Origin of the sequence: Methylobacterium organophilum (assembly GCF_022179465.1) — a bacterium.
Lineage (GTDB): Bacteria > Pseudomonadota > Alphaproteobacteria > Rhizobiales > Beijerinckiaceae > Methylobacterium > Methylobacterium organophilum.
The window spans coordinates 42323-66627 of record NZ_BPQV01000009.1; the positions used below are offsets into that span (position 1 = coordinate 42323).

The 24305-nt window shown below is 68.9% G+C and carries 19 protein-coding genes; 6 read left to right on the forward strand and 13 right to left on the reverse strand.

The window, feature by feature from the left end:
* Positions 1-145: 145 nt before the first annotated feature.
* Positions 146-775, reverse strand: a complete 630-nt coding sequence (locus MFF21_RS15335) for a L,D-transpeptidase (RefSeq protein WP_238312062.1) — start codon at positions 773-775, stop codon at positions 146-148.
* A gap of 217 nt (positions 776-992) precedes the next feature.
* On the opposite strand from MFF21_RS15335, the gene MFF21_RS15340 reads away from it, so the two are divergent.
* Both MFF21_RS15340 and MFF21_RS15345 read left to right on the forward strand, forming a co-directional pair.
* The gene (locus tag MFF21_RS15340) at positions 993-1922 is read left to right on the forward strand and encodes a histone deacetylase family protein (protein WP_238312064.1); all 930 of its coding nucleotides are present in this window, start codon (positions 993-995) and stop codon (positions 1920-1922) included.
* A 366-nt stretch (positions 1923-2288) separates the two neighbouring features.
* On the forward strand, positions 2289-3974 hold the full coding sequence (locus tag MFF21_RS15345; RefSeq protein ID WP_238312341.1) for a methyl-accepting chemotaxis protein: 1686 nt from the start codon (positions 2289-2291) through the stop codon (positions 3972-3974).
* Positions 3975-4074: 100 nt separating this feature from the next.
* Here the strand turns inward: MFF21_RS15345 and ribB are convergent, their stop codons facing one another.
* The 4 genes from ribB to MFF21_RS15365 all read right to left on the reverse strand — a co-directional run bounded on the left by ribB (position 4075) and on the right by MFF21_RS15365 (position 8550).
* A complete protein-coding gene (gene ribB / locus MFF21_RS15350; protein WP_238312066.1) occupies positions 4075-5151 on the reverse strand; it encodes a 3,4-dihydroxy-2-butanone-4-phosphate synthase in 1077 nt (358 codons plus the stop codon).
* A 33-nt stretch (positions 5152-5184) separates the two neighbouring features.
* Positions 5185-6282: a chorismate synthase gene (gene aroC, locus MFF21_RS15355; protein WP_238312068.1), complete on the reverse strand. Its 1098-nt coding sequence runs from the start codon at positions 6280-6282 to the stop codon at positions 5185-5187.
* Positions 6283-6358: 76 nt separating this feature from the next.
* Positions 6359-7333 carry a PdaC/SigV domain-containing protein gene (locus MFF21_RS15360; protein WP_238312069.1) on the reverse strand — a complete coding sequence of 325 codons (975 nt, stop codon included), beginning with the start codon at positions 7331-7333 and terminating at the stop codon, positions 6359-6361.
* An 83-nt stretch (positions 7334-7416) separates the two neighbouring features.
* Complete coding sequence (locus tag MFF21_RS15365; protein WP_238312071.1) at positions 7417-8550, reverse strand: anhydro-N-acetylmuramic acid kinase; 1134 nt, start codon at positions 8548-8550, stop codon at positions 7417-7419.
* 150 nt (positions 8551-8700) lie between these two features.
* On the opposite strand from MFF21_RS15365, the gene tyrS reads away from it, so the two are divergent.
* Positions 8701-9978 carry a tyrosine--tRNA ligase gene (tyrS, locus tag MFF21_RS15370; protein ID WP_238312073.1) on the forward strand — a complete coding sequence of 426 codons (1278 nt, stop codon included), beginning with the start codon at positions 8701-8703 and terminating at the stop codon, positions 9976-9978.
* Positions 9979-9990: 12 nt separating this feature from the next.
* Here tyrS and MFF21_RS15375 read toward each other — a convergent pair whose 3' ends face one another.
* Complete coding sequence (locus tag MFF21_RS15375) at positions 9991-13479, reverse strand: YhdP family protein (RefSeq protein ID WP_238312074.1); 3489 nt, start codon at positions 13477-13479, stop codon at positions 9991-9993.
* A gap of 140 nt (positions 13480-13619) precedes the next feature.
* Between MFF21_RS15375 and MFF21_RS15380 the strand changes: the two genes are divergently transcribed.
* Positions 13620-14084 (forward strand): peroxiredoxin, encoded by a 465-nt coding sequence (locus MFF21_RS15380; protein WP_238312075.1) that lies wholly within the window; start codon positions 13620-13622, stop codon positions 14082-14084.
* Positions 14085-14186: 102 nt separating this feature from the next.
* Here the strand turns inward: MFF21_RS15380 and ahcY are convergent, their stop codons facing one another.
* From ahcY to MFF21_RS15400, 4 genes are all read right to left on the reverse strand, one after another.
* Positions 14187-15593, reverse strand: coding sequence for an adenosylhomocysteinase (ahcY, locus tag MFF21_RS15385; protein WP_238312077.1), 1407 nt, complete (start codon positions 15591-15593; stop codon positions 14187-14189).
* A gap of 126 nt (positions 15594-15719) precedes the next feature.
* The gene (locus MFF21_RS15390; RefSeq protein WP_238312079.1) at positions 15720-15968 is read right to left on the reverse strand and encodes a hypothetical protein; all 249 of its coding nucleotides are present in this window, start codon (positions 15966-15968) and stop codon (positions 15720-15722) included.
* Positions 15969-16205: 237 nt separating this feature from the next.
* On the reverse strand, positions 16206-17828 hold the full coding sequence (locus MFF21_RS15395; protein ID WP_238312081.1) for an AMP-binding protein: 1623 nt from the start codon (positions 17826-17828) through the stop codon (positions 16206-16208).
* 10 nt (positions 17829-17838) lie between these two features.
* Positions 17839-18438: a nitroreductase family protein gene (locus MFF21_RS15400; RefSeq protein ID WP_238312083.1), complete on the reverse strand. Its 600-nt coding sequence runs from the start codon at positions 18436-18438 to the stop codon at positions 17839-17841.
* Between the two features lie 300 nt (positions 18439-18738).
* Between MFF21_RS15400 and MFF21_RS15405 the strand changes: the two genes are divergently transcribed.
* A complete protein-coding gene (locus MFF21_RS15405) occupies positions 18739-19551 on the forward strand; it encodes an endonuclease/exonuclease/phosphatase family protein (RefSeq protein WP_238312085.1) in 813 nt (270 codons plus the stop codon).
* Here the strand turns inward: MFF21_RS15405 and cls are convergent.
* The 3 genes from cls to MFF21_RS15420 form a co-directional block, all read right to left on the reverse strand.
* Positions 19442-20878, reverse strand: a complete 1437-nt coding sequence (cls, locus tag MFF21_RS15410; RefSeq protein ID WP_238312086.1) for a cardiolipin synthase — start codon at positions 20876-20878, stop codon at positions 19442-19444. The two genes, MFF21_RS15405 and cls, sit on opposite strands and share 110 nt — an antisense overlap.
* A 102-nt stretch (positions 20879-20980) precedes the next feature.
* On the reverse strand, positions 20981-22462 hold the full coding sequence (locus MFF21_RS15415) for a M48 family metalloprotease (protein ID WP_238312088.1): 1482 nt from the start codon (positions 22460-22462) through the stop codon (positions 20981-20983).
* A gap of 5 nt (positions 22463-22467) precedes the next feature.
* Positions 22468-23244 carry a thermonuclease family protein gene (locus MFF21_RS15420; RefSeq protein ID WP_238312090.1) on the reverse strand — a complete coding sequence of 259 codons (777 nt, stop codon included), beginning with the start codon at positions 23242-23244 and terminating at the stop codon, positions 22468-22470.
* Between the two features lie 633 nt (positions 23245-23877).
* On the opposite strand from MFF21_RS15420, the gene MFF21_RS15425 reads away from it, so the two are divergent.
* Positions 23878-24282, forward strand: a complete 405-nt coding sequence (locus tag MFF21_RS15425; RefSeq protein WP_238312092.1) for a helix-turn-helix domain-containing protein — start codon at positions 23878-23880, stop codon at positions 24280-24282.
* The last annotated feature ends 23 nt before the right edge of the window (positions 24283-24305 follow it).

The following is a 24305-nucleotide window of genomic DNA, read 5'->3' on the forward strand; positions in this document are numbered from 1 at the left end:
GCGGGACGGCATCATCTTCAGAAGTTAACGGCCAAATCTGAACCCGCGTTCAGGTTAAAGCCTGCTCACGAATTGGCCTTTCGGGAATCTTTCGATAGTCGACGGCATCGTACGGATGCACCGGGCACGCCGCGATGGAACGCCCTCAGCGGACGATGACCTTGGAGCCGATCGGCACGCGGTCGTAGAGGTCCATCACGTCCTCGTTGAGCATGCGGATGCAGCCGGAGGACACGGCCTGCCCGATCTTCTCCGGCTCGTTGGTGCCGTGGATGCGGAACAGCGTGTCCTTGCGGTTCTGGGCGAGATAGAGGGCCCGGGCGCCGATGGGGTTGTAGGGGCCGCCCTGGGTGCGGGAGGGCAGGTCCGGCCGGCGGGCGAGCATCTCGGCGGGCGGGTTCCAGTCTGGCCATTCGAGCTTGCGGTCGACCTCCGCCGTGCCCGACCAGGACATGCCCGCCTTGCCGACCGCCACCGGATAGCGCACGGCCTTGCCGCCGGGCAGCACGTAGTAGAGCCGCCGCTCCTTGGTGGCGACGATCACGGTGCCGGGCGCCTCCGGGGTGGCGTAGTCGATGGTCGTGCGGGCGATCTTGGGGTCGACGACGGCGCTCGGGGCGAGCTTCATCCATTCCTTGTCGCGGGTCGCGCCTTCGAGCTTCTGCGGCTCCACCGCGGCCACCTTCACGGGGGGCGTGCCTTGGGCGGTCTGGGTGTTGCAGCCTGCGAGCGGCAGGGCGGCCGCGAGAACGACCAGGGAAAGGATGTGGCGCATGGCGGAAAGGTGCGGGGCAGTCCGATTTCGAGACCCGTCCAGCACATTTCGAGCGTGATGAACGGATTATTGCCGAGCTTAACCCTTGTGCGTTTCAGGACGTAGGCCGTGGACCGGAACCGTCGCGCAATTGCCGCCCTTGTTGCCGTGAGGATACAGAGAGTTGCGACACGGAGTTGAGCCCGGGTGAACCGGGCCGTGCCGGGAGGGACGATCGGTGACGACTTTGTACGTGAGCCACCCCGCGGCCCTGGACCATGCCGTGCCCGTCGGCCATCCGGAGCGGCCGGCCCGGATCAAGGCGGTCGAGCAGGCCCTGGAGGCGGAACGCTTCTCGACGCTGCTGCGCCATCTCGCCCCGAGGGCCGAGCTGAGCGTGGCGGAGCTCGCCCATCCGGCCTCCTATGTCGAGGCCATCGCCGCCGCCGTCCCGCAGGAGGGGCTGGTCCAGATCGATTCCGACACGCTGATGTCGCCCGGGTCGCTGGAGGCGACGCTGCGGGCGCTGGGCGGCGCGACCTACGCGGTCGACGCCGTGATGAGGGGCGAGAACCCGAACGCCTTCGTCGCCATGCGGCCGCCGGGCCACCATGCCGAGAAGGACCGGGCGATGGGCTTCTGCCTGTTCAACCACGCGGCGGTGGCGGTGCGCCACGCCCGCAAGGCCCACGGCGCCACCCGCGTCGCCCTGGTCGATTGGGACGTGCATCACGGCAACGGCTCGCAGGACATCTTCTGGGACGATGCGAACGTCCTCTACGCCTCGACCCATCAGATGCCGCTCTATCCCGGCACCGGATCCCGCAGCGAGCGGGGCAACCACGACACCATCGTCAACGTGCCCCTCAAGGCCTTCGACGACGGCGCGGTGTTCCGCGAGGCCTTCGAGGCGGGGATCGTGTCGCGCCTTGAGGCCTTTGCCCCCGACCTGATCGTGATCTCGGCGGGGTTCGACGCCCATCACCGGGATCCGCTGGCCAATCTCCAGCTCGACGAATCCGATTTCGGCTGGGCGACCCGGAAGCTGATGGAGCTCGCCGACCGCCATGCCGGCGGCCGCATCGTCTCCGTGCTGGAGGGCGGCTACGACCTCGAAGGCCTGAGCCGCTCGGTGGCGGCCCATGTGGATGCTCTGATGGGGCGGTGACCGGGCCGCGTCCCGCGGCGCAGGAAGAGCCCACCGACGCGCGCCGAACCGTCCGCCGTGCCGGGGCGGCGGAAGCCTTTTGAGACAGGCCCAGCGCCTTATCCCGCCTTGCTTGTATCGGATTGCCGGCTCGCAATCCTCAATGGGTTGCGCCTTCGAACAAGAACAGCCTCGACGGGCACTTTCGAATACGGGATTTCGTATTTATCCCGGATCATAGGGAAACATCGCACTCAAATTCGAACGAAGACCCCGCTGAAATTGGTAAAATTATTCAATGGACACTTCTAAAGATTGTTAACTCACGTCCCCTACACGTGCATCTTGGGCAGAGAAATCTGCAATATGTTTCCACGGTGTACGATGATGCTTCGGTCGATCTCCATCAAAGGCAAGTTGATCGCGTGCTTCGGCCTGATGTTTGCCCTCGTGGCGGCGCTGACCGGCCTGTCCTTCTATCAGATCCACGTCATGCACGGGGCGAGCGAGGATCTCGGCGCCAACCGGCTCCCGGCCATCCAGATGCTGAGCCGGATCCAGACCGCGGCCCTGCGCATCCGCATCAATGGCGGAAGGCTGCTGTCGTCGAAGACGCCGGAACAGCGGGCGGATGCCCTCACGTCGCTCGATCAGCGTTTCGCGGAGCTCAAGACCCAGAAGGCCGCCTATCTCGCGCTGCCGTCCACGCCTGAGGCGCGCAGCCTGTTCGCGACCTTCGAGCAGGAATGGGAGGCCTATCTGACGCTCCACAGGAACGCGCTCGCGCGGGCCGAGGCGGGCGACCTCGCGGCGGCGAGCGCCAGCTACGACACGGAGATGTCCGACGGCATCCGCAAGATCATCGCCACCCTCGGCAAGATCACCGCTCTGAACGACGCGGCGGCCGACGCGAGCCGCGATCAGGCCCGCGTGGCCAATGCGCAGGCCCAGATCCAGCTCCTCGCCTTCCTCGGCCTCGCGATGCTTCTCTCCGTGGGCGCCGCGCTGCTCCTCATCCTGGAGGTCAGCCGCCCCCTCGGGACGATGACGGGGGCGATGCATCGGCTCGCCTCCGGCGACACCGGAACTGTCGTCCCCGCCATCGGCCGGCACGACGAGATCGGCGCCATGGCCGACGCGGTGCAGGTGTTCAAGGAGAACATGATCCGTACCGACGCCCTGGAGAAGGAGGCCGCCCTGGCGCGGGCCGGCGCGGAGGCGCAGCGCAAGGCGGCGATGGCCGAGATGGCCGACGGCTTCGAGACGGCGGTCGGCGGCATCATCCACTCGGTGACGAGCGCGGCGGCCCAGCTCCACGCCACCGCTCAGACCATGACCGCGACCGCCACCCAGACGGCCAGCCAGTCCAACACCGTCGCCGCGGCGGCGGAGGAGGCCGCCTCCAATGTCGGCACCGTCGCCGCCGCGGCGGAACAGCTCGGCTCGTCGGTCCAGGAGATCGGACGCCAGGTCGAGGGCTCGAGCAATCTCGCGCAGGCCGCCGTGTCGGAAGCCGACCAGACCGCCCATCTCGTCCAGGAGCTGAGCCAGGCCGCCGCCCGCATCGGCGACGTGGTCAGCCTGATCTCGACCATCGCCGGTCAGACCAATCTCCTCGCCCTGAACGCCACCATCGAGGCGGCCCGGGCCGGGGAGGCCGGCCGCGGCTTCGCGGTGGTGGCCGCCGAGGTCAAGGAACTCGCGAGCCAGACCGCCCGGGCGACCGAGGAGATCTCCGGCCAGATCGCGCGCATCCAGGGCTCGACGGGGCATGCCGTCACCGCCATCGGCGCCATCGCCGCGCGGATCCGCGAGATCAGCGGCGTCGCCACGAACATCTCCGCGGCGGTGGAGGAGCAGGGCGCCGCGACGCAGGAGATCGTGCGCAACGTCTCCCAGGCGGCGACCGGCACCGGAGAGGTGACCGCGAACATCGCCGGGGTGGCGCAGGCTGCCGACGAGACCGGCGCGGCGGCCAACCAGCTCCTCGCCTCCGCCTCCGAGCTGTCGCGGCACTCGAACCAGCTCGACCACGAGGTCAAGCGCTTCCTGGCTACCGTCCGGGCCGCGTGAGGCAAGGTCCGCCCGGCCGGTGACGGTCGGGCGCCTCGGAGCCCCGGCTTCCTCGCTTCGGAGCCGTGCCCCGATCGCTCCGAAGCCGTGCGAGGCCCCTTCAGCCCTCCAGCGGCTCGTCCCCGACGAGCTCGATGCCGAAGCCGGAGAGGCCGACATAGGAGCGGGAGGAGGTCGCCAGGTTCCGGATCGAGCTGACGCCGAGGTCGCGCAGGATCTGCGCCCCCAGGCCCACCTCACGCCACTGGCGCACGCGCTGCGCCTCGGCGCCCTCCTCCGCATAGCGGGACAGCGGCACGCCGGCGGTGCCGTCGCGCAGATAGACCAGCACGCCGCGGCCCTCCTTGGCGAAGCGGCGCATCACGCACTCGATCTGCTGCCCGCCCTCGATCACGTCGGCGACGACGTTGGAGCGGTGCAGGCGCACCAGCACGTTGCGGCCGTCGCCGATCTGCCCATGCACGAAGGCGAATTGCTGGATCGTCTCGAAGGGCGTGACATAGGCGTAGCCCGTCATCGCGCCGAACTCGGTCTTCACCGGGAAGCTGCCGACCCGCTCGACCAGCCGGTCGCGGGCCTGGCGATAGGCGATGAGATCGGCCACCGAGACGCGCTTCAGGTTGTGCTTGCCGGCGAAGTCCGAGATCTGCTCGCCCTTCATCACCGTGCCGTCGTCGTTGGCGAGCTCGCAGATCACCCCGACGGGCGGCAGCTCGGCCAGACGGCAGAGATCGACCGCGGCCTCGGTATGGCCGGAGCGGATCAGCACGCCGCCATCCTTGGCGATCAGCGGGAAGACGTGGCCGGGCCGCACGAAATCGCCCGCGCCCATGTTGCCGTTGGCCAGCGCCCGCACGGTGTTGCAGCGCTGCTCGGCGGAGATGCCGGTGGTCAGCCCGTGCTTCACGTCCACCGTCACGGTGAAGGCGGTGCCCAGGGGGGCGTCGTTCGAGGCGACCATCGGGTCGAGATGGAGTCGGCGCGCCTCGGCGAGGGTGATCGGCGCACAGACGATGCCGCAGGTGTTGCGGATGATGAAGGCCATCTTCTCCGGCGTGCAGAGCGAGGCGGCGACGACGAGGTCGCCCTCGTTCTCGCGGTCGTCGTCGTCGGTGACCACGACGATCTCGCCCCGGGCGAAGGCAGCGATGGCTTCAAGGACGTTGGCGTGGGACAAGGCAGGTCTCGGGTTGGGCGGCAGCGGCGACGGTCAGGCGGCGGGGCCGACCTGCCCCCGATGGCGCAGATAATGATCGGCAAGGACGCAGGCCATCATGGCCTCGGCCACCGGCACGGCACGGATGCCGACGCAGGGGTCGTGGCGGCCCTTGGTGACGATGTCGACCTCGCGCCCGTCGGCGGTGATCGTGCGCCGGGGCGTGAGGATCGAGGAGGTGGGCTTCACGGCGAAGCGCACCACCACCGGCTCGCCGGACGAGATGCCGCCGAGGATGCCGCCGGCATGATTGGCGAGGAAGCGCGGGCGCCCGTCATGGTCCGCGCGCATCTCGTCGGCATTGTCCTCGCCGCGCAGCGCGGCGGCGGCGAAGCCGTCCCCGATCTCGACGCCCTTGACCGCGTTGATCGACATCATCGCCGCGGCGAGGTCGGCGTCGAGCTTGCCGTAGAGTGGGGCGCCGAGGCCCGGCGGCACGCCCTCGGCCACCACCTCGATCACGGCGCCGATCGAGGAGCCGTCCTTGCGGATGCCGTCGAGATAGGTCTCGTAGAGCGCGGCCGCCTGCGGGTCCGGGCAGAAGAAGGGGTTGCGGGCCACCTCCTCCCAGTCCCAGCGGGCGCGGTCGATGGTGTGCGGCCCCATTTGCACCAGGGCGGCGCGGATGGTGATGCCGGGGATCACCTTGCGGGCGATCGCCCCGGCGGCGACGCGCGCGGCGGTCTCGCGGGCCGAGGAGCGGCCGCCGCCGCGATAGTCCCGGATGCCGTATTTGGCGTCGTAGGCGTAGTCGGCATGGCCCGGCCGGTAGCTGTCTCGGATCTCGGAATAGTCCTTGGAGCGCTGGTCGGTGTTCTCGATCACCAGGGCGATGGGCGTGCCCGTGGTGACCTGGCCCCCGGTGCGGTCGTCGGAGAAGACCCCCGACAGGATCTTCACTTCGTCCGGCTCGCGGCGCTGCGTGGTGAAGCGGGACTGCCCCGGCTTCCTGCGGTCGAGCTCCGCCTGGATCTCGGCCGCTTCCAGCGCCAGGCCGGGAGGGCAGCCATCGACCACGCAGCCGAGCGCGACCCCGTGGCTCTCGCCGAAGGTCGTGACGCGGAAGAGATGGCCGAACGTGTTGTGCGACATGGTGGGCGTGCTCTAGAGCGCTCGCCGCCTCGTGGGAAGCCGGCTCCGTGAATGGGAGCCGCGCGCCCGCCCCGCCTCAGCGCAGCGGGAGCGGTTCCTTGGCGAGCGTATTCACCTGATCGATCGGGATCTCGCACTCGTAGACGCCCTCGGCATAGGCGCCGACCGCGTATTGCCCGAACTCGATTCGGGCTGTCTTCTCCTTGAAGGACCAGTTGGCGAGATCCTTGACCACATCGGCGACCTGTTTGGGCAGATCGGGCTGGATGTCCTCGCCCGCCCCGCGTTCGACTTTCTCGGCCTTGACCTTGGCGAGGCAGATCTTGTCGATCGCAGCCTGGGCCTTGGCATCGAACAGGTCGGCGAAGCCGAGCAGCTTGCCCTTGCGCAGGTCGATATGGATGCCCCGCCCGCTGGCCGAGCCATGGGCGCCGCCGCTGAAATCGTAGCCCGTGGACCAGATCGAGAGGAAGGTCGGCGAGGCATAGGCGATCGCCCAGCTCTCTTCGTGGCTCCAATCGCGCTCGTCCGGCTCGTCTTTTTTGAAGGCGATGCTCTCGGCCGTCTTCTTGGCCTCGGCGTCGAGAAGGCGTTCGCCGGGAGTCGCGGGGTCGGGGAAGCTGTAGAGCTGCACCGAGACCTCGACCTTGTCGCGGCTGCCGGCCTGGTTCACGAAATAGGGGAGCGGGCGCCGGGACAGGCCGGGGCCCGATTCCGGCCGCGCCGTCAGCACGCCGACCCGGGCATTGTTGGCGCTCGCGATGCAGGCGGCCGGCGCCTTCTCGTTCAGGCAGTTGCGGTTGCGCTCCTTCAGCCAGCGCCGCTGGTCGTCGAGGGCCGGCTTCTTCTGGTCCTCGGGAAGCGCCGCGCGGATGCCGGCAAAGGCCGCGTCCATGGCATCGTCGGAGGCCTTCGCGGCCGGGTCCGCGCAGATCATCTTCTCGATCGGCTGCTTGGCCTGGGCGCAATCGAAGGCCACGGCGGGCGTCGCCACCAGGCCGCCGAAGAGGAGCAGCACCGCCACCTCCATGCCTCGACCGTACCAACGCATCGCCCGTGTCTCCGCTCTCTGGGAAGCCGTGCTTAGCCGTCGGCGCGGCGGGAGGCGAGATGGGATCTCCCGTTGTCCTCTCCTTACGGCCGCGCCAGCACGCCCCCGGAGATCGGCGCGCGCACGCCCGTCGTGCTCGGGAAGGTGATCGGCAGGCCCTTCAGCGATCGCACCGCCAGGAAGGCGAAGGCCTGGGCCTCGAGATAGGCCGAGGACCAGCCGATGGCGTCGGCGGTCGTGATTTCCGCGCGCAGATGGTAGTTCAGGAGGCGCACCAACTCGCCGTTACGCGCCCCGCCGCCGGCCACGATCCAGCGGGTCGGGATCTCGGGGGCGTGGTCGAGGGCGCGGGCCACCGCCCGAGCGGTGAAGGCGGTGAGCGTGGCCGCCCCGTCCTCCGTCGAAAGCTGGCCCGCGAGCTTGTGCGAGAACCAGTTCCGGTCGAGCGATTTCGGCGGCTTGCGGAAGAAGAAGGGGTGGGTGAGGAGCCAAGCCAGCAATTGCTCGTCCGGCCGGCCCCGGGCGGCGGTGCGGCCGCCATCGTCGAGATTCTTGTTCTCGCGCTCCTGCATCCACTCGTCGATCAGCGAATTGCCCGGCCCGGTATCGAAGGCGATCACGCCGCCCTTCGAATCGATGAGCGTGGCGTTGGCGACGCCGCCGATATTGAGGATGCCGAAGGGGCCCTCGAAGCCGGAGGCCTCGGCCAGAGCCTTGTGAAAGATCGGCACCAGGGGGGCGCCCTGGCCGCCCGCCTCGATATCGGCCCGGCGCAGGTCGGAGACGACGGGGATGCCGAGGCGCGCAGCGAGCGCGGCGCCGTCGCCGATCTGGATCGAGAGGCGGTGGTCGGGGCGGTGGATCACGGTCTGGCCGTGGAAGCCGATCACGTCGATCTCGGCGGTCTTCAGCCCGTTCTCTTCCAGGAAGCGCTCCACGGCCTCCGCATGGGCCTGGGTCACGAAGGCCTCCGCTTCCGGCAGGCGGCCCGGCCGGTCGCCGGGATGGACGACGCTCTCCGCGTCCTTGGTGGCCGCGCGCAGCAGCGCCTTCTCCTCGTCGGCATAGCCGCGATAGCCGGTCGGCCCGAGGGGTTCGAGGAAGTTGTTGTGGCCCTTCACCACGTGGACGCGCTCGCCGTCCGTCTCGATCAGCGCCACGTCCACCCCGTCCAGGGAGGTGCCGCTCATCAGGCCGATCGCCCGCATCATCGCCATCGTCTGCCCACGCCCGCGCGCGCCCCGTGCCTTTCGCCGGCTCTGCTGCTAAGAGCCGGCGCCTGTCATTTCCGACGATGTGGCTAGCACGGGGGATTCGGACTGTCCCCTCCCCCGGGGCCGCCGAACCGATCGAGACGAAAACCTGTCATGTCCTCTTCGCCCGAGCCCTTCGCCCCGAAATCCGACTTCCTGCGGATCCTGAGCGAGCGCGGCTACATTCACCAGGGCTCGGATCTCGCCGGCATCGACGCCGCGGCCCTCGAGGGCCGGCTGACCGCCTATGTCGGCTACGATTGCACGGCGGCCTCGCTGCATATCGGCCACCTGCTCTCGATCATGATGCTGCACTGGCTGCAGAAGACTGGCGGCAAGCCGATCGCGCTGATGGGCGGCGGCACCACCCGCGTCGGCGACCCCTCGGGCCGCGACGAGACCCGCAAGATCCTGACCCTCGAGCAGATCGAGGAGAACAAGGCCGGCATCCAGAAGACCTTCGCCCGCTTCCTCGATTTCGGCGAGGGCGGCAACGGCGCGCGCATGGTCGACAATGCCGAGTGGCTGACCAAGCTCAACTACATCGAGATGTTGCGCGACATCGGCCGGCACTTCTCGGTCAACCGCATGATGTCGATGGACAGCGTGCGCCTGCGCCTGGAGCGCGACCAGGAGCTGTCGTTCCTGGAGTTCAACTACATGATCCTCCAGTCCTACGACTTCGTGGAGCTGAACCGCCGCTACGGCTGCATCCTGCAGATGGGCGGCTCGGATCAGTGGGGCAACATCGTCAACGGCATCGATCTCGGCCGCCGCATGGGCACGCCGCAGCTCTACGCCCTGACTTGCCCGCTGCTCACCACCGCCTCCGGCGCCAAGATGGGCAAGACCGCCGCCGGCGCCGTCTGGCTGAACCCGGACATGCTCGCGCCCTACGATTACTGGCAGTTCTGGCGCAACACCGAGGACGCGGATGTCGGCCGCTTCCTCAAGCTGTTCACCCTGCTCCCGCTGGACGAGATCGCCCGGCTCTCCGCGCTGGCGGGTGCCGAGATCAACGAGGCCAAGAAGGTGCTCGCGACCGAGGCGACCGCGCTGATGCATGGCCGCGAGGCGGCGGAGACCGCCGCGGAGACCGCCCGCAAGACCTTCGTGGAAGGCAGCGTCGCCCAGGATCTGCCGAGCGTCACGATCTCGCCGGACCTGCTGGAGGCGGGCCTCGGCGTGCTGACCGCCTTCGGGCCGGAATACGCCAAGCTCGTCCCCTCGACGAGCGAGGCGCGCCGCCAGATCAAGAGCGGCGGCCTGCGGGTCAATGACGTGCAGGTGAGCGACGACCGGGCCGTTCTGCGTGCCTCCGACCTCACGAGCGAGGGCGTGATCAAGCTCTCCTTCGGCCGCAAGAAGCACGTGCTGCTGCGGGCGGGCTGAAGCGCCCGCCTCTCATCGGTCCGAAGGCGGCGGCTCCGGCAGCCCGTTGGCGTAGGCGTCGCCGCCGCCCGCACCGAAGAGCTTGCGCAGGAAGCCCGGTGCCACCGCCGAGAGGGGGTTCACGTTCACGTTCGGCTTGGCGATCGGCCCCGAGACGTTGAAATTGATGGCGAACAGGCCCTCGTTGTGCCCCCCCGCCAGGAGCGGGCCGACCAGGGGCACCTGTGCCACCACGTTGTTGAGCCCGTAGAGCGGCACGAAGGTGCCGTTGATCTCGGTGCGGCCCTTGTCCGTGTCGAGCCATCCGCCCAGGGTGAAGCCCATGGCCGCATTCGAGATGGCGGCATCGGTGAAGGTCATGCGCGATCCCGAGCGGGTGAAGTTCGCCCGCATGCGGTCGAACACGACCTCACTGCCCTGCCCCTGCACCACATGCCGGCGGCCCTTCGCATCGACATATTCGCTGGTCTCGGGTCCCTGCGCCATGATGCTGGACAGGGCCGGCTCGTTGCGCAGGGCGAAATCCTTGATCTGCACGACGCCCTGCTGCGGCCCGTCGCCGAGGGCGATGTTGAGCAGCACCCGGCCGCCATACATACGCTTGTAGATGTCGAGGAAGCGCAGGGTCGAACCGGCATCCGACGAGTCGAGGGAGAGCATCGGCACGCCGCCGGCGCCCTTGGCCACGGTGGCAGAGACGGGTGCCGCGCCGAACTTGCCCCGGAACTGGGCCGAGCGCACGTCGCTGCCCCGGGTTTTCAGCTGCAGGCTGGCATTGGTGAGATTCTCGTTGTTGAAGCCCGCCAGCACGTTCAAGCTGACCTCGGCCTCGATGTCCTTCGGCGCGGGATCCTTGCTCCCCTTGCCGTCGGTGCTGGTCAGCGCCCGCAGAAACGGCCGCGCATCGCCGACCGCGCCCTTGACCACGACCTTGTAGCCACCGGCAATGCGGTCGAGGCTCGCCCTCATGTCGTCGCCCGGCGAGAGTTTCAGCGCGGTCAGGTCGGCCCGTTCGAAGCCGTTCTCGGTGCTCACCGTGGCGCTGCCGCGGGCGAGCGCGGGCGCGGCTTCGAGGACGATGTCGCGAAGCTCCATCGCCGAACCGGTATCGAGCAGGGTGAGGCTGAGCCGGCCGGGCTTGCCGGCGGCCTTGCTCCAACCGGGCAGAAGCCCGTCGATCGAGGCCTTCATCAGATCGGCCTCGACCTTGATCGGCGGCTTGCCCGACCCGGCGCGCCCGATCGGTACGACGAAGCGCAACGGGATCGTTCCGGCGAGCTGCGGCGCGGAGGGCAGCCCCTTCTTGGCGCGGAAACCGTCATCGACGATCACGCCGACCACCGCCTCGCCCGGCGCGCCGGGCTTGGCCTGCTTCAGGTCGACCGTCACCGGTGCCCCGAGCATCCGCCCGTCACCCTTCAGGCTGAACCCGCTGCGGTCGTAGGACAGGGCGAAGCGGCCGTTCTCGAAACGGTCCTTGCCGACGATCCTGTCCATGGCGAAATCCGAGAGCGTGCCGGTCAGCACGATCGGGATGTCGACGAGGTCCCCGGGATTCTTCAGGTTGAGCGGGAAGTCGATGCGTAGGTCGACGCGGCCCTTGATCGTGGCGGGATCGATGTCCGTGCCGGTTAACCCGTGGAACATCTTGGTCTGGAGGAGCGCGGCAAGGGCATCGCCGCCGCCCGTGAGCCGGAATCCGATCTGGGCGGTGATGTCCTCGGGCTTCGGATCCCGGATCACGAAGGAGCCTTCCGTCAGGAACATCGTGCGGTTGTCGGCCATCCGCAGCTCGGCGGTGGCGCCCTCCACCGTCGTGCCGCGCCCGGTGATCACCCCGGCGACTTGGCCCCGCGACAGGGGCGGGGCGTCGGGGGAGATCAGAAGTCCCGCATCCGAGAGTGTGAAGGCGATATGGATCGCTTTGTCCGGCATCGGGTCGCCGCGGGTGGCCGCGGCCAGCTCGGCGCCGCTCATGTCGACGACGATGTCGGCCGCCTCGACATGGCCGCCGCGCAGGTAATCGACCAGATAATTGCGTACCGGCGGTGCGATGTTCTCCGGCCAGAGGCGCAGGGCCGCGCGGGTGTCGGTGTCCCCCGCCTCAATATGAAGAGTCAGGCCGCCATCGTCCCGCGCCGCGCCCACGCTGCCCGAGAGCCGGCCGCTGAACAGGTCGCCCTTCAGGTTCAGCTCGTCGATGCCGACGCCGCCGGCCCAACCGACCAAGCGGCCGTCGATCTCCGCGATCTTGACCGGGGCGTCCTGCTTGGCGGCGCCGCGCAGGATCGCATCGCGTCCGGAAAAGGTGAAGGTCCAGGCCGTGGGCGAGCCCGGCGGGTTCATCGCGAAATTGCCGGTGAGATGCGCACGGTTGCCGGCGCCGAGATAGTCGAGCCCGTCGAGCTGGACCGCGCGATGGGTCTCGTCCCAGCTCATCCGCGCCGTCACGCTCTCGATCGTGACCGGGTTGAAGTCCTTCTCCTCGATCAGCAGGTTGCCGTCGCTGGTGCGGACATCGGCGGTCATCGTGTCGATGCGGCCGGCGGTGAGCGCCACGTCGGCCTCGGCCGAGAGCTTCAGGTCCGTGACGATCGGCAGCTTCGACTGGCCGGACAGCAGCAGCATGTCCATGACCGGCAGGTCGTCGAGGGTGATGGTGCCGGTACGGTGACCGTTGCTGCCCTCGTGCAGGGTGCCACCGAAGCGCCATTCCCCATGCGGGCCGTCGATGCGCAGCTCGAATAGGCGCGCGTCCTGTGCCGCGTCGCGGTGAAACAGGCCGTTGACGTGCTCGAACACGGCGCGCGTCCGGGCGTCGTCGTCGATCAGGGTCAGGCGGCCGTTGGTGATGCGGGCCCGGTCGAGGGCGCCGATCACGCCGGCGGAATCGAGCACCACACCGAAAATCGAGGCGGCGGCCGCCGAGATCGGCGAGACGGTGCCCCGGGCCGCGTCCACGCTCGGCAAGGTGTGGGGCTTGGCCGCGCCCTCCTGGCTGGGCGAGGAGGCGGCGAAGGCGATCGAGCCGTCGTTGTGGACGAGGGCCGTCATCTGGAGGTCGCGGAACTCGATGGAGCGCGGCTGCACCGAGAGGCGCAGCAGGCTCCAGGTGTCGAGGCTCACCACCGCCAGCGGCGCGCGCACCACCAGGGCGCCTTCCGGATTGTAGACGTCGAGGCCGGCCACCCGCAGGGCCAGGGAATCTTCCGCGTCCAGCTCCAGGGCGCTGTCGCGCAGCTCGACCTTCCAGTTGGGCCCAATGCTGCCGGCGATGGCGGAGGCCACTTGCGCCGACATCCCGTCGATGCGCAGGGGGCCCTGGGTCAGCCGGAGCACCGCCCAGGCGGTCCCGAGCAGGGTCAGGCAGAGCAGGAGCGTGAAGGCGAGCGTGCACCACAGAACAGGCCGCCGCCGACGCCGCGACGGCTCCGGAGCGGTGGGCGTGCAGGGACCCGCGACTGCTTCCCGCAGCAGGGTCCTGGCCGTTTCCTGGTCCATCAAACCTTCGCCGTCGGATCGGATCGCCCGCCCGAGCGATCGGGCGACTTTCCACGGATTTCATGGCCTCCGGCATGGCATGATCGGACCGGACGGCGCATCACCAAGGCACACCATCAATCGGCCGAAAGGAAGGCACGATGTCTCTGAAAGACGGCGATCAGGCCCCGGATTTCACACTTCCCGGTGCCGGAGGCGAGACCATATCCCTCGCCAACCTGAAGGGTCGCAAAGTTGTGTTGTATTTCTATCCGAAAGACGACACTAGCGGTTGCACACTTGAAGCTCAGGGCTTCAACGCGCTTACAGAAGCCTTCGAAGCGGCAGGTGCCGTCGTGATCGGCGTCTCGCCCGATTCGGTGAAGAGCCACGACAAGTTCCGCGCCAAGTACGGTCTGACCTTCCCGCTCGCCTCCGACGAGGCCAAGTCGATGCTCGAAGCCTATGGCGTATGGGTCGAGAAGAGCATGTATGGCCGCAAGTACATGGGCGTCGAGCGCACTACGATGCTGATCGATCCCGAAGGCCGCATCGCGCGAATCTGGCCGAAGGTGAAGGTGCCGGGCCATGCCGACGAGGTGCTGACCGCCGCCCGCGCCCTCTGAAGCGGACGCGCATCGCCACGAACGCGAAACGGGCGGCCCGCGAAGGCCGCCCGTTTCGTTGTCCGGCAGGGAAGCGGCCCGGGGCGCGGGCCGCCGCCCTCCTCAGTAGCGGTAATGCTCGGGCTTGAACGGGCCGCTCTCCGGCACGCCGATATAGGCGGCCTGGTCGGGGCGGAGCTTGGAGAGCTTCACGCCGATCTTCTCGAGGTGCAGGGCCGCGACCTTCTCGTCGAGGGTCTTGGGCAGGGTGTAGACCTGCTTCTCGTACTTGCCCGGGTTGGTCCAGAGCTCGATCTGGGCGAGCGTCTGGTTGGTGAAGGAGGCCGACATCACGAAGGACGGGTGGCCGGTCGCGTTGCCGAGGTTCACCAGGCGGCCCTCCGACAGGAGGATGATGCGGTGGCCGTCGGCGAACTCGATCTCGTCGACCTGCGGCTTGATGTTGGTCCACTTGAGGTTCTTCAGGCCGGCGACCTGAATCTCGTTGTCGAAATGGCCGATGTTGCACACGATGGCGCGATCCTTCATCGCCCGCATGTGCTCGATCGTGATGATGTCCTTGTTGCCGGTGGCGGTCACGAAGATGTCGGCGCGGGGGGCCGCCTCTTCCATGGTGACGACCTCGTAGCCCTCCATCGCCGCCTGCAGGGCGCAGATCGGATCGATCTCGGAGACCATGACGCGGCAGCCGGCGTTGCGGAGCGAGGCGGCCGAGCCCTTGCCTACGTCGCCGAAGCCCGCGACCATGGCGACCTTGCCGGCCATCATCACGTCGGTGCCGCGACGGATGCCGTCGACCAGCGACTCCTTGCAGCCATAGAGGTTGTCGAACTTCGACTTGGTGACCGAGTCGTTCACGTTGATCGCCGGGAAGAGCAGCTTGCCCTCCTTGGCGAGGATGTAGAGGCGGTGCACGCCCGTGGTCGTCTCCTCGGAGACGCCCTTGATGGAATCGGCGAGGCCGGCGAACCAGCCCTTGGGCTTCTCGGCGAGCTTCTTCTTGAGGAGCGCGAAGAAGATCTCCTCCTCCTCGGAGCCCGGCTTGTCGAGGAAGGCCGTGTCGCCCTGCTCGGCGCGCAGGCCGAGATGCACGAACATGGTGGCGTCGCCGCCATCGTCGAGGATCATGTTCGGCATGGAGCCGTCATGCCAGTCGAACAGCTTGGCGGTGTAGTCCCAGTAATCCTTCAGGGTCTCGCCCTTCACGGCGAAGACCGGGATGCCGGCGGCGGCGATGGCGGCGGCGGCGTGGTCCTGGGTCGAGTAGATGTTGCAGGACACCCAGCGGATATCGGCGCCGAGAGCCTTGAGCGTCTCGATCAGCACCGCGGTCTGGATGGTCATGTGCAGGGAGCCGGCGATCTTGGCGCCCTTGAGCGGCTGGCTCGCGCCGTACTCCTCGCGAACGGCCATCAGGCCGGGCATCTCGCTCTCGGCGATCGAGATCTCCTTGCGGCCGTAATCGGCCAGGCCGATGTCCTTGACGATGTAATCCTGGGCGACAGCCATGGGATGTCCTCTCTCGCGTTGCCGTTGGCGCGGCCTCTTTAGCAGGGGCCGGCCTAGCGAGCAATCAAGACATAAAGATGTCTTTATGCGAATAGATCCAAACAGGCGTCGCCGCTGGGGCGAGGCTCACATGTCGCGGTTGCGACGGGCCTTGCCCCTGCCGGCGGGCGCCGAGGTGCGGCGCATGCAGGCCGTGTAGATCCGCTTGCCGATCGCATAGGGGCCGAGGCCCTGCGGATCGGGGGTGCTGAACACCTTCGCCTCGGCCTCGGAGCGACAGGCCGCGTCCTGCGGGCTCTGGATCGGCGGCTGCGCCGCCGCGCCGGCGACGCTGAGGCCGAGCAGGACGGGAGCGAGGACGGGGGTACGCATCATCGGGGTTCCTCCTTGGTTTCGGGCATGCGGGCACGGTCCCGGGAGCCGGGCAGCCATCATGCCGGGTGGAGAGATAGGTCTCAGCCGGAGCAAGGCCCGCTTGGCCGAACCGAGGCCACTCTTCGTAGCGCTTTATCCAGCTTGAAGTTGCGAGGCTCGGCCCGGGACGCCGGATCCGCCCCTCCCTCGACGGTCGGAACAGGCGCTGCTGATCCTCTGGCAGGCGCCGGAGGGGCCTCAGGCCGTCCCGTCGCGCAACTGGCGGCGGATGATCTTGCCGGACGTGGTCAGAGGCAGGGATGCCCGGAAGATGATCTGGCGCGGATATTCGTGAGCCGAGAGCCGCTTTTTCGCAAAATCCCGGATCTCCTCTGCGAGAGCCGGCGTGGGCTGGAAGCCCTCGCGCAGCACCACGAAGGCGGTGACCACTTCCGTGCGCAAGGCATCGGGCATCCCCACCGCCGCGGCCAGGGCCACGGCCGGGTGACTCGTCAGGCAGTTCTCGATCTCGGTCGGGCCGATCCGATAGGCCGCCGAGGTGATGAGGTCGTCGTCGCGGCCGACGAAACGCACATAACCCTCCGCGTCCCGCTGCGCCCGGTCGCCGGTGAGCCACCAGCCGTCGCGGAATTTCTTCGCGGTCGCTTCCGGCTGGTTCCAGTAGCCGAGGAACATCACCGGGTCGGGGGCCTTCACGCAGATCTCGCCGATCTCCCCCGCCGCCGCCTCGGATCCGTCCTCGCGCAGGATCGCGACGCAATGGCCGGGCACCGGTTTGCCGGTGGAGCCGGGGCTCGCCACGCCGGCCGCCCGGCACGAGGCGAGCACGAGGTTGCACTCGGTCTGGCCATAGGCCTCGCCGATGGTCAGGCCGAGGGCGTCCTGCGCCCAGGCGAAGGTCTCCGGCCCGAGGGATTCCCCGGCGGAGGCGATGTTGCGCAGGGAGGAGAGATCGAAGCGCGTCCGCGGATTCTCCAGGCCGCACAGCATCCGCAACGCGGTCGGCGGCAGGAAGGCGTTGGTGATGCGCAGGCGCTCGATCAGGCCGTAGGCCGCCTCCGGCTCGAAGCGGGCGGAGGGCCGGGCCACGACCGGGACGCCGAGCTTGAGGGACGGCATCAACACGTTGAGAAGGCCCCCTGCCCAGGCCCAATCCGCGGGCGTCCACATCAGGTCCGCGCCCTTGGGCAGGAAGTCGTGCATCATCAGGAAACCCGGCATGTGGCCGAGCAGCACGCGGTGGCCATGCAGGGCGCCCTTGGCGAGGCCGGTCGTGCCGGAGGTGTAGATCATCAGGGCCGGATCGTCCGGGCCGGTCTCCCGAGTCGCGAAGTCCGGCGAGGCCGCAGCGATGGCTTCCTCCAGCGCCTCCGCCTGCGCGGACGCGCCGTCGGCGCTCAGGAACACGCTCAGTCCGGGCAGCGCCGCGCGGATCGGGGCGAGCTTGGCGAGGCCGGCGGCATCGGTGACGATCGCCCGAGCACCGGAATCCGAGAGCCGGTAGCGCAGGGCCTCCTCGCCGAACAGGCCGGCCAGCGGCAGGGCGATGGCGCCGAGGCGATAGGCGGCCAGATGCGTGACGACGACATGCGCCGATTGCGGCAGCAACACTGCGATCCGGTCGCCGGGGGCGATGCCGCGGGCCGCAAGGGCGCCGGCCAGACGCAGCGAGCGGTCCCGCAGGTGGCCGTAGGAGATCGGGGTGACGCTCCCGTCCTGGGCCACCTGGAGCAGTGCCGTGCGCTCCGGCTCGGCCAGCGCCCAGCGGTCGCAGACATCCGCGGCGATGTTGTAGCGGTCAGAAATCTCCCAATGGAAGCCGGCGACGAGCGCGGCATAATCGGCCGCCGGCTTCAGCATGGCGCCTGCCTCAGCCCTGGCGCGGCAGGAAGCCGCCGGCCTGGACGAAGTCGCTGATCGGCCGGCGGCCGTTCGGCGTTTCCTTGACGCGCTGCTCCTCGCTCAGATCCTCGTAGGCGATGGGGCGGCCGACCGCGTAGGCGGCCTCGATCCGGTGATGCTCCGGCAGGTTCAGCTCGATCGCGGCCCGCGCCATGTCGAAGCCGGTCATCCCGTGGGCGAGCCAGCCCTGCCTCACCGCTTGCAGCGCGAACAGGGCGGAGGCCGCACCGGCATCCAGCGAGGCGCTATAGGAGGGCTTCAGCTCGTCGCCGAGCTTCATCATGCCGTTCGAGGCCAGGATGACCAGGGCGCCGGCATCCTTGGCCCATTTCTGGTTGCCCGGCACCAGCAGACCGAGGAACGTCTCCCATTCCGGCGTGTCGCGCAGGGCGTAGGCGAAACGCCAGGGCTGCGAATTGTAGGCGGAGGGCGCCCAGCGCGCCGCCTCGAACATGCGCTTGAGCTCGGCTTCCGGCACGGCCTCGCCCGTATAGGCGCGCGGCGAGCGGCGGTTCAGGAACAGCGGATCGATCTCGTGATCGGCCTGGCGCGGGTTCGGATGCGTCACGGGTGCCAAAACTCCGGTCGAAAACGCCTTCGCAGGCGCGAACGAGCCCTCCTATGGCATGGCGAAGCCCGGGGGCTCCAGTCGCCTTGCGTATGGGGGGCATCGCCGCATCGTGAGGCTGCAAATCATCCACATCGGAGCAGCCGGTGCTGCGGTGCGACAGCGCGGTTCGACCTCGCCTGATCGAACCGTGATCGATGCGGATGCCGGGCGAGCGAACCCTGGGGCGGCGGAGACGTTGCGTCTGCGCCCCTCCGGGCCGCCTCATTTCCGTCATTCCGGACCTCGACCGCTTCGCGCATGCCCAGATCCGCTCCCAAGCGCCGCCGCTTCGACTTCGCCGATTCGACCCGCTGGGGAAGCCCCGCCCGCGCACCGGGCGAGCGCAAGATCGTGAGCTGGAACCTGCTGCGGCGCACCGGCGCCGCGGTGGAGTGCCTGGTGGAACTGATCGAACGGGAGACGCCGGACCTCGTGCTGATGCAGGAGGCGACGGAGGAGATCGCGGCGCTTCCCGAGAAGGTCGGCGGCGTCTTCGCCCGAGCTCCCCTGCCCGGCCGCATCCACGGACCGGCCATGTGGAGCCCGACGCCCTGGCTGCACCCGCCCGAGATCGTGGCGCTGCCCTCCGGCGTCCTCATCGACCGGGTCTGCCAGGTTCTTGATCTCGGTGCGTTCGGCGTTGCCAACGTCCATCTCTCCCACGGCCAGATGCTGAACCGGCGCCAGCTCCGCCGGATCCAGCAGCACCTACCGGAGCGGGCGGCGGTGCTTGGGGACTACAACATCGTCGGCCCGGCCCTGCTGCCGGGCTTCCGCGATGTCGGGCCGCGCCGGCCCACCCACGCCATGGCCGACATGGTGCCTCTGCGGCTCGACCGCTGCCTCGTGCGCGGCCTCGTCTGCCACGAGCGGGCCGTGCTCGCCCGCGGGCTCTCCGACCATCGGCCGATCGTGGTCAGCCTCGCCCCGGGCACGGAGGCGCAGGCCCGCTTCGCCCGGCTCAGAGGTATGGCAGAAGCAGTCGGACGCCTGCGTCGCGCAGGCGCACCGGGAGCGCGCGGGCGGCCAGATCGTCCGCCGTCAGCCGGGTCTCGCGCTTCGCCAGGATGAAATCGTCGAGCCGGGCGGCCAGGGCGGGATCGTAGACCTCGACATTCATCTCGAAATTGAGTCGGAACGAGCGCGTGTCCCAGTTGGCGCTGCCGATGAAAGACCATTCCCGGTCGACGGCCATCGCCTTGGAATGGTCGAAGGGCGGCTCGTCGAGCCAGATCCGCACCCCGGCCTCCAGCAGTGGGCCGATATGCGCCCGGGTCGCCCAGTCGACGAAGCGATGGTCGCTGCGATGGGGGATGACGACGTCGACCTCGATCCCGCGCCCTGCGGCGAGGCAGAGGGCGTTGAGGATCAGCTCGTTGGGCAGGAAATAGGGCGTCGTCAGCCGGATCGAGCGCCGGGCGCAGGCGAGGGCCTGCAGGATGACGCTGGCGATCTTCTCGATATCGGCATCGGGCCCGGAGGTGACGACGCGGGCGGTCACGTCGCCGGCCGGGGCGAGGTCCGGGAACCACGCCTCGCCCTCGAGCTCCTCGCCCGCCACGAAGGCCCAGTCCGTGGCAAACGCCTGGGCGAGCTGCTCCACCACCGGCCCCTCGATCCGGAAATGCGTGTCGCGGATCGGGAAGGCGGGGTTTCTCGCGACGCGGTTGCCGTCGGAGATGTTCACCCCTCCGGTGAAGGCGAGGCCTCCGTCGAGGAGGAGCAGCTTACGGTGGGTGCGTAAGTTCAGGAACGGCATGCGCCAGGGCAGAGCCGAGTGCATGAACAATCCCGCCGGCACCCCGGCCCCCCGCAACCGCCGCCAGACGGCGGGGAAGAAGTAGCCCGAGCCGATGCCGTCGACGATCACTCGCACGGCGACGCCCCGTGCCCTGGCTGCGATCAGCGCCTCGCAGAAGGCGCCACCGATCTCGTCGTCGCGGAAGATGTAGCTCGACAGGGCGATGCTGGTGCGCGCCTGCCCGATCGCCTCCAGCATCGCCGGATAGGCCTCGTCCCCGTTGCGCAGGAGCGCGATGCGGGTGCCGGCGACGACGGGAAGCTGCGTGATCGCCTGCACCGCCCGGTCGAGGGCGCGATAGGCCTCCGGCACGGGAGCCGGTGCCTGCGGCGTCTCGTCGGTCTGCTGCGAGGGCCGCCGCTTGAGCTTGCGTGCGCGCCGCTCGACCCGGTTGATGCCGAAGGTGAGATAGAGAAGGCTGCCGAAGAAGGGCGAGAGCCAGGCGAGCCCGATCCAGCCGATCGCCGCCCCGACCACGCGCTTGCGCAGGAGCGCGTGCACGGACACCAGCAGGGACAGGGCGAGACCGGCCAGGAACAGGAGATCCGTACGGATCGAGGCCGTTTCCTGAAGCCAACGGGTGAGGGCGTCTTCCACGCTTAGGTCGCTGTCCGCCGAGAGGTCACGGGATCGGCGCTGGGCGCCGCTTCAAGCCACCAAGCTAGAGCGGTTGCGCCGGAAGGGGACGACGGCGTGGCGCTACTCGACCACCAGCTTGTAGCTCTGCCCCGGCCGCACGCTCGCGCCACGCTCCATGCCATTGAGCACGAGGAAGCGCTCGCTCGCCCGGTCGGTCACCACCATGCGGCGGGCGAAGCTCTCGACGGTGTCGCCCTGGGCGGCGGTGACGACTTCGAGATGCAGCGGCTTGAGGGAGCGGGCCTCTTCCGGCGGCACGCTCGACAGGCTCTCGATCCAGCGCCGGAAGGCCGGCTCGGGATCGGTGCTGCCCTTGGCGGCCATGATCATGCGGTAGGTCGCGTCGCCCTCGCGGATGGCGGCGAGGCGGAAGGTCCAATCCTTGCCGCGGGAGAGCGCGGTGACGGCGGCCCGGCCGCCGATCATCCGGTTCTGGATGGAGCCCGGCTCGATCGCATCGTTCCAGGTCGCCTTGAGCATGTCCTCGAGGCTGCGGCCGCTGTTGCTCTCGACCTGATCGAACAGGAGCCGGCTCCTGCCGTCGCGGGTGGTGCCGAGCACGGCGTTGCGGGTATTCTCGATGGCGAAGCCGTCGGGCACCTCGAAGGCGATGCCGAGGCTCTGGTGGATGAAGCGCTTCCCGCGCACGACACCCTCGCCGGGATTGTCACCGTAGCTGAGCCCGTCGATCGCCGCCATGTAGCGGGCGCGCTCGTCGGCGCCGAGGCCGGGGGCACCGATGCGGCGGGCGGCCTGGGTGACGAGGACGACGCGCTCCGCGGTGGCCGGATGGGTCGCGAGCATGTCCGGTTCGCCCGGCGCCCCGGCCCCCGCGCCGAGAGCCATGGTGCGGCTCAGGCTGGTCAGGAAGCGACTCGCGCCGAAGGGATCGTAGCCGGCCTTCGCTAGGGTGCGCACGCCGATCGTGTCGGCCTCGAGCTCCTGCTCGCGGGAGAAGCGGGCGAGCGTCACCTTCGACTGGCTCTCGAGCTGCGCCCCGGTGACGGGATCGTTCAGCACGTCGGCGACGACGCGGCTGACGAGCTGCGACCGGAGGGCCATCTCGCTGCGCGCATTGGCGTGGCGCAGCGTCACGTGCGCGATCTCATGTGCGAGCACCGCCGCCACCTCGGAGGTATCGGTGGCGAGCGCCAGAAGCCCGCGGGTGACGTAGAGCCGCCCGCTCGGCAAGGCGAATGCGTTGACGACGGGCGAATCGAGCAGCGTGACCGCGAAGGCCTCGTCCGGCCGATCGCTCGCCTTCACGAGCCGATTGGTCACGTCCGTGAGAAGCCGGTGCACCGTGGGTGAGCGATACTCGCCCCCGAAGGAAGCGACGAGCTTGGCGTGATCCGCGTCGTCGGACGGCCGCTCACGCCCCGTCGTGCGCGGGGCCTCGGCGGGCACCTTGATCGCAGCGGGCGTCAGAACCGCACCGGTCTGGTCGCCGGCACAGGCGGCGACCTGCAGGGCCAAAAGAAGAGCGAGCGCGCGGCGGCAGCCTGCGCCGGGCCGGTTGGCCTGTCCCAATTCCCCGTTCATGACGTTCAGCGCCGTGGCGCCCTGTCCCCCTCGAGCACCTCGATCATGTCCGCACTGGCGATGTCGAGGATCGGGCCGCGCCAGATCTCCAGCATGCCGCGAACGCGCACGAAGCGCCCCTTCAGCGTCTCTGCAGACAAACCACGCTCGCGCATACTCCGCCAAGTGCGTTTCGTCACGGTCACGCTGAGCCCCGCCTCGCCGCGTGCAGAGAAGTTCAAATAGGTGCGCGAACGCCTCTCTCCGACGGAGCGCACGCGCCCGGTCGCGACCACGAAGCGGCCGGCCCGCGTCCCGAGTTCTTCGGCCCTGGCGGCATCGAAGACGCCTTCGCGCCACACGCCGAGTCCCGCCTTGCGAGGGGCCTCCTCCAGGGCGAGCAGGGCCGGCCGGCACAATCGGTCGACCTCGCCGGCATCGGCATAGGCCAGCCCGGACGCGACGAGGCCGGCACCGAGATCGACCGGCTCCTCGCCTTCGGTCACGGCGTCCGCCGGGATGCGGCCCCAACGATCGGCCTCACCGCGGGGCGTCAGCCGCAGCAGGCTGCCGCGATGGCCAGAGAGCCAGGCGCCCGCTTCCGCGGCGGTCGCTTCGTCCTCCGGCCAGCCGATTCCGGAGAGCACGATCCGGCCGCCATCCGCGAGGACGAGTTCTCCCCGTGGGCCGAGACCCTGAAGGCGCTCCGTCCGCGCGATGCCGCTCCGGCAGGACTCGGCCGCCTGCGCGGCGGGAGACGTCGCGAGAAGGATGCCGAAGAGCGCACGCACGCCAGAAGACATCGATCCGTGCTCCGTCGGCGGCATCCGTGCCGTGCCGCAGGATGAGTCAGGTGCGCATCGCAGGGAAGCATCGCCTTCGGCAGGAGGCGCGATCCGTGCTGCCCTGCGGCCCGCCGGCAACGCCCTGTTCTCTGGAAATCACCTGTCGCCGGCGTGGTTGGCGCGGCGGCCTGCCGATGCTATGGCAGGCGCGGTTGTCTCCGTAGCTCAGCTGGACAGAGCACAGGTTTCCTAAAGAAAATTGGGCGCCGCGAACGGGAAACCGCGCGGCGGATCCGCTCAAATTCGGGGAAAGCTTACGGCGTCTCAGTGCGCCCTGCCGATCCCGAGCCAAGCCTTCGCAAGCCCTGCCAGGGTCGAGCGAAGGAAGGTGTAGAGACTAGACGGGCGGCACCTAACGGTACGGCAGGCTCCGTGCCCATGGTGAAGGGATAGTCCAGGCCACGAACGCTCTGCAACGAGCGGCGGTGAAAGCCGAAGTGGTATGAAACCTGGGGTCGCAGGTTCGAGCCCTGCCGGGGACGCCATTTTTTCATTCTTCACCTTACACTGTGCGTGCCTCAACGCATTTTTGCTTGCAGCGCTTGGCGTTTCGTTGAATCGATCCGATCAGCGGGGTGCGGCGGGGCAGACATGGCAGGGCAAAAGACCGATGAGCGAGACGTCCATCTCGGCCGGCGTATGGCCGAGCGACGCAAGCGGTCGAAGCTGACGCAACGCGAGGTCGCCGACCGTTTCGGCATGTCGGCCGCCCAGCTTCAGAAGTACGAGAAGGGCGTCAATCGGATCAGCGCGATCCACCTCGCCATCCTCAGCCGGCTGACCAACACGCCCGTCAGCGATTTCCTGGACGGCATCGCACAGGACCCGTCCATGCCGGGCTTCTCGGACCAGGGGCAGCAGATTTATGCCGCCGACGATCCGTGGAGCGGTCTGGCCCGAGTCGTCGCCCGCCACGTCTCGCAGACATTCAGCGAGCAGAGCCGGCGTGAATTTGCGGCTGCCGTCGATTCTCTCCATCGTGAATTGAACGGCTGATTGTTCAGCAATCAAGAGCGGTA

Excerpts from the sequence above, each read along its gene's own strand:
- MFF21_RS15335 (WP_238312062.1), bottom strand. The coding sequence starts at position 775 with ATGCGCCACATCCTTTCCCTGGTCGTTCTCGCGGCCGCCCTGCCGCTC.
- MFF21_RS15345 (WP_238312341.1), top strand. The coding sequence starts at position 2,289 with ATGCTTCGGTCGATCTCCATCAAAGGCAAGTTGATCGCGTGCTTCGGC.
- aroC (WP_238312068.1), bottom strand. The coding sequence starts at position 6,282 with ATGTCGCACAACACGTTCGGCCATCTCTTCCGCGTCACGACCTTCGGC.
- MFF21_RS15360 (WP_238312069.1), bottom strand. The coding sequence starts at position 7,333 with ATGCGTTGGTACGGTCGAGGCATGGAGGTGGCGGTGCTGCTCCTCTTC.
- MFF21_RS15365 (WP_238312071.1), bottom strand. The coding sequence starts at position 8,550 with ATGGCGATGATGCGGGCGATCGGCCTGATGAGCGGCACCTCCCTGGAC.
- tyrS (WP_238312073.1), top strand. The coding sequence starts at position 8,701 with ATGTCCTCTTCGCCCGAGCCCTTCGCCCCGAAATCCGACTTCCTGCGG.
- MFF21_RS15375 (WP_238312074.1), bottom strand. The coding sequence starts at position 13,479 with ATGGACCAGGAAACGGCCAGGACCCTGCTGCGGGAAGCAGTCGCGGGT.
- MFF21_RS15380 (WP_238312075.1), top strand. The coding sequence starts at position 13,620 with ATGTCTCTGAAAGACGGCGATCAGGCCCCGGATTTCACACTTCCCGGT.
- ahcY (WP_238312077.1), bottom strand. The coding sequence starts at position 15,593 with ATGGCTGTCGCCCAGGATTACATCGTCAAGGACATCGGCCTGGCCGAT.
- MFF21_RS15390 (WP_238312079.1), bottom strand. The coding sequence starts at position 15,968 with ATGATGCGTACCCCCGTCCTCGCTCCCGTCCTGCTCGGCCTCAGCGTC.
- MFF21_RS15395 (WP_238312081.1), bottom strand. The coding sequence starts at position 17,828 with ATGCTGAAGCCGGCGGCCGATTATGCCGCGCTCGTCGCCGGCTTCCAT.
- MFF21_RS15405 (WP_238312085.1), top strand. The coding sequence starts at position 18,739 with ATGCCCAGATCCGCTCCCAAGCGCCGCCGCTTCGACTTCGCCGATTCG.
- MFF21_RS15415 (WP_238312088.1), bottom strand. The coding sequence starts at position 22,462 with ATGAACGGGGAATTGGGACAGGCCAACCGGCCCGGCGCAGGCTGCCGC.
- MFF21_RS15420 (WP_238312090.1), bottom strand. The coding sequence starts at position 23,244 with ATGTCTTCTGGCGTGCGTGCGCTCTTCGGCATCCTTCTCGCGACGTCT.
- MFF21_RS15425 (WP_238312092.1), top strand. The coding sequence starts at position 23,878 with ATGGCAGGGCAAAAGACCGATGAGCGAGACGTCCATCTCGGCCGGCGT.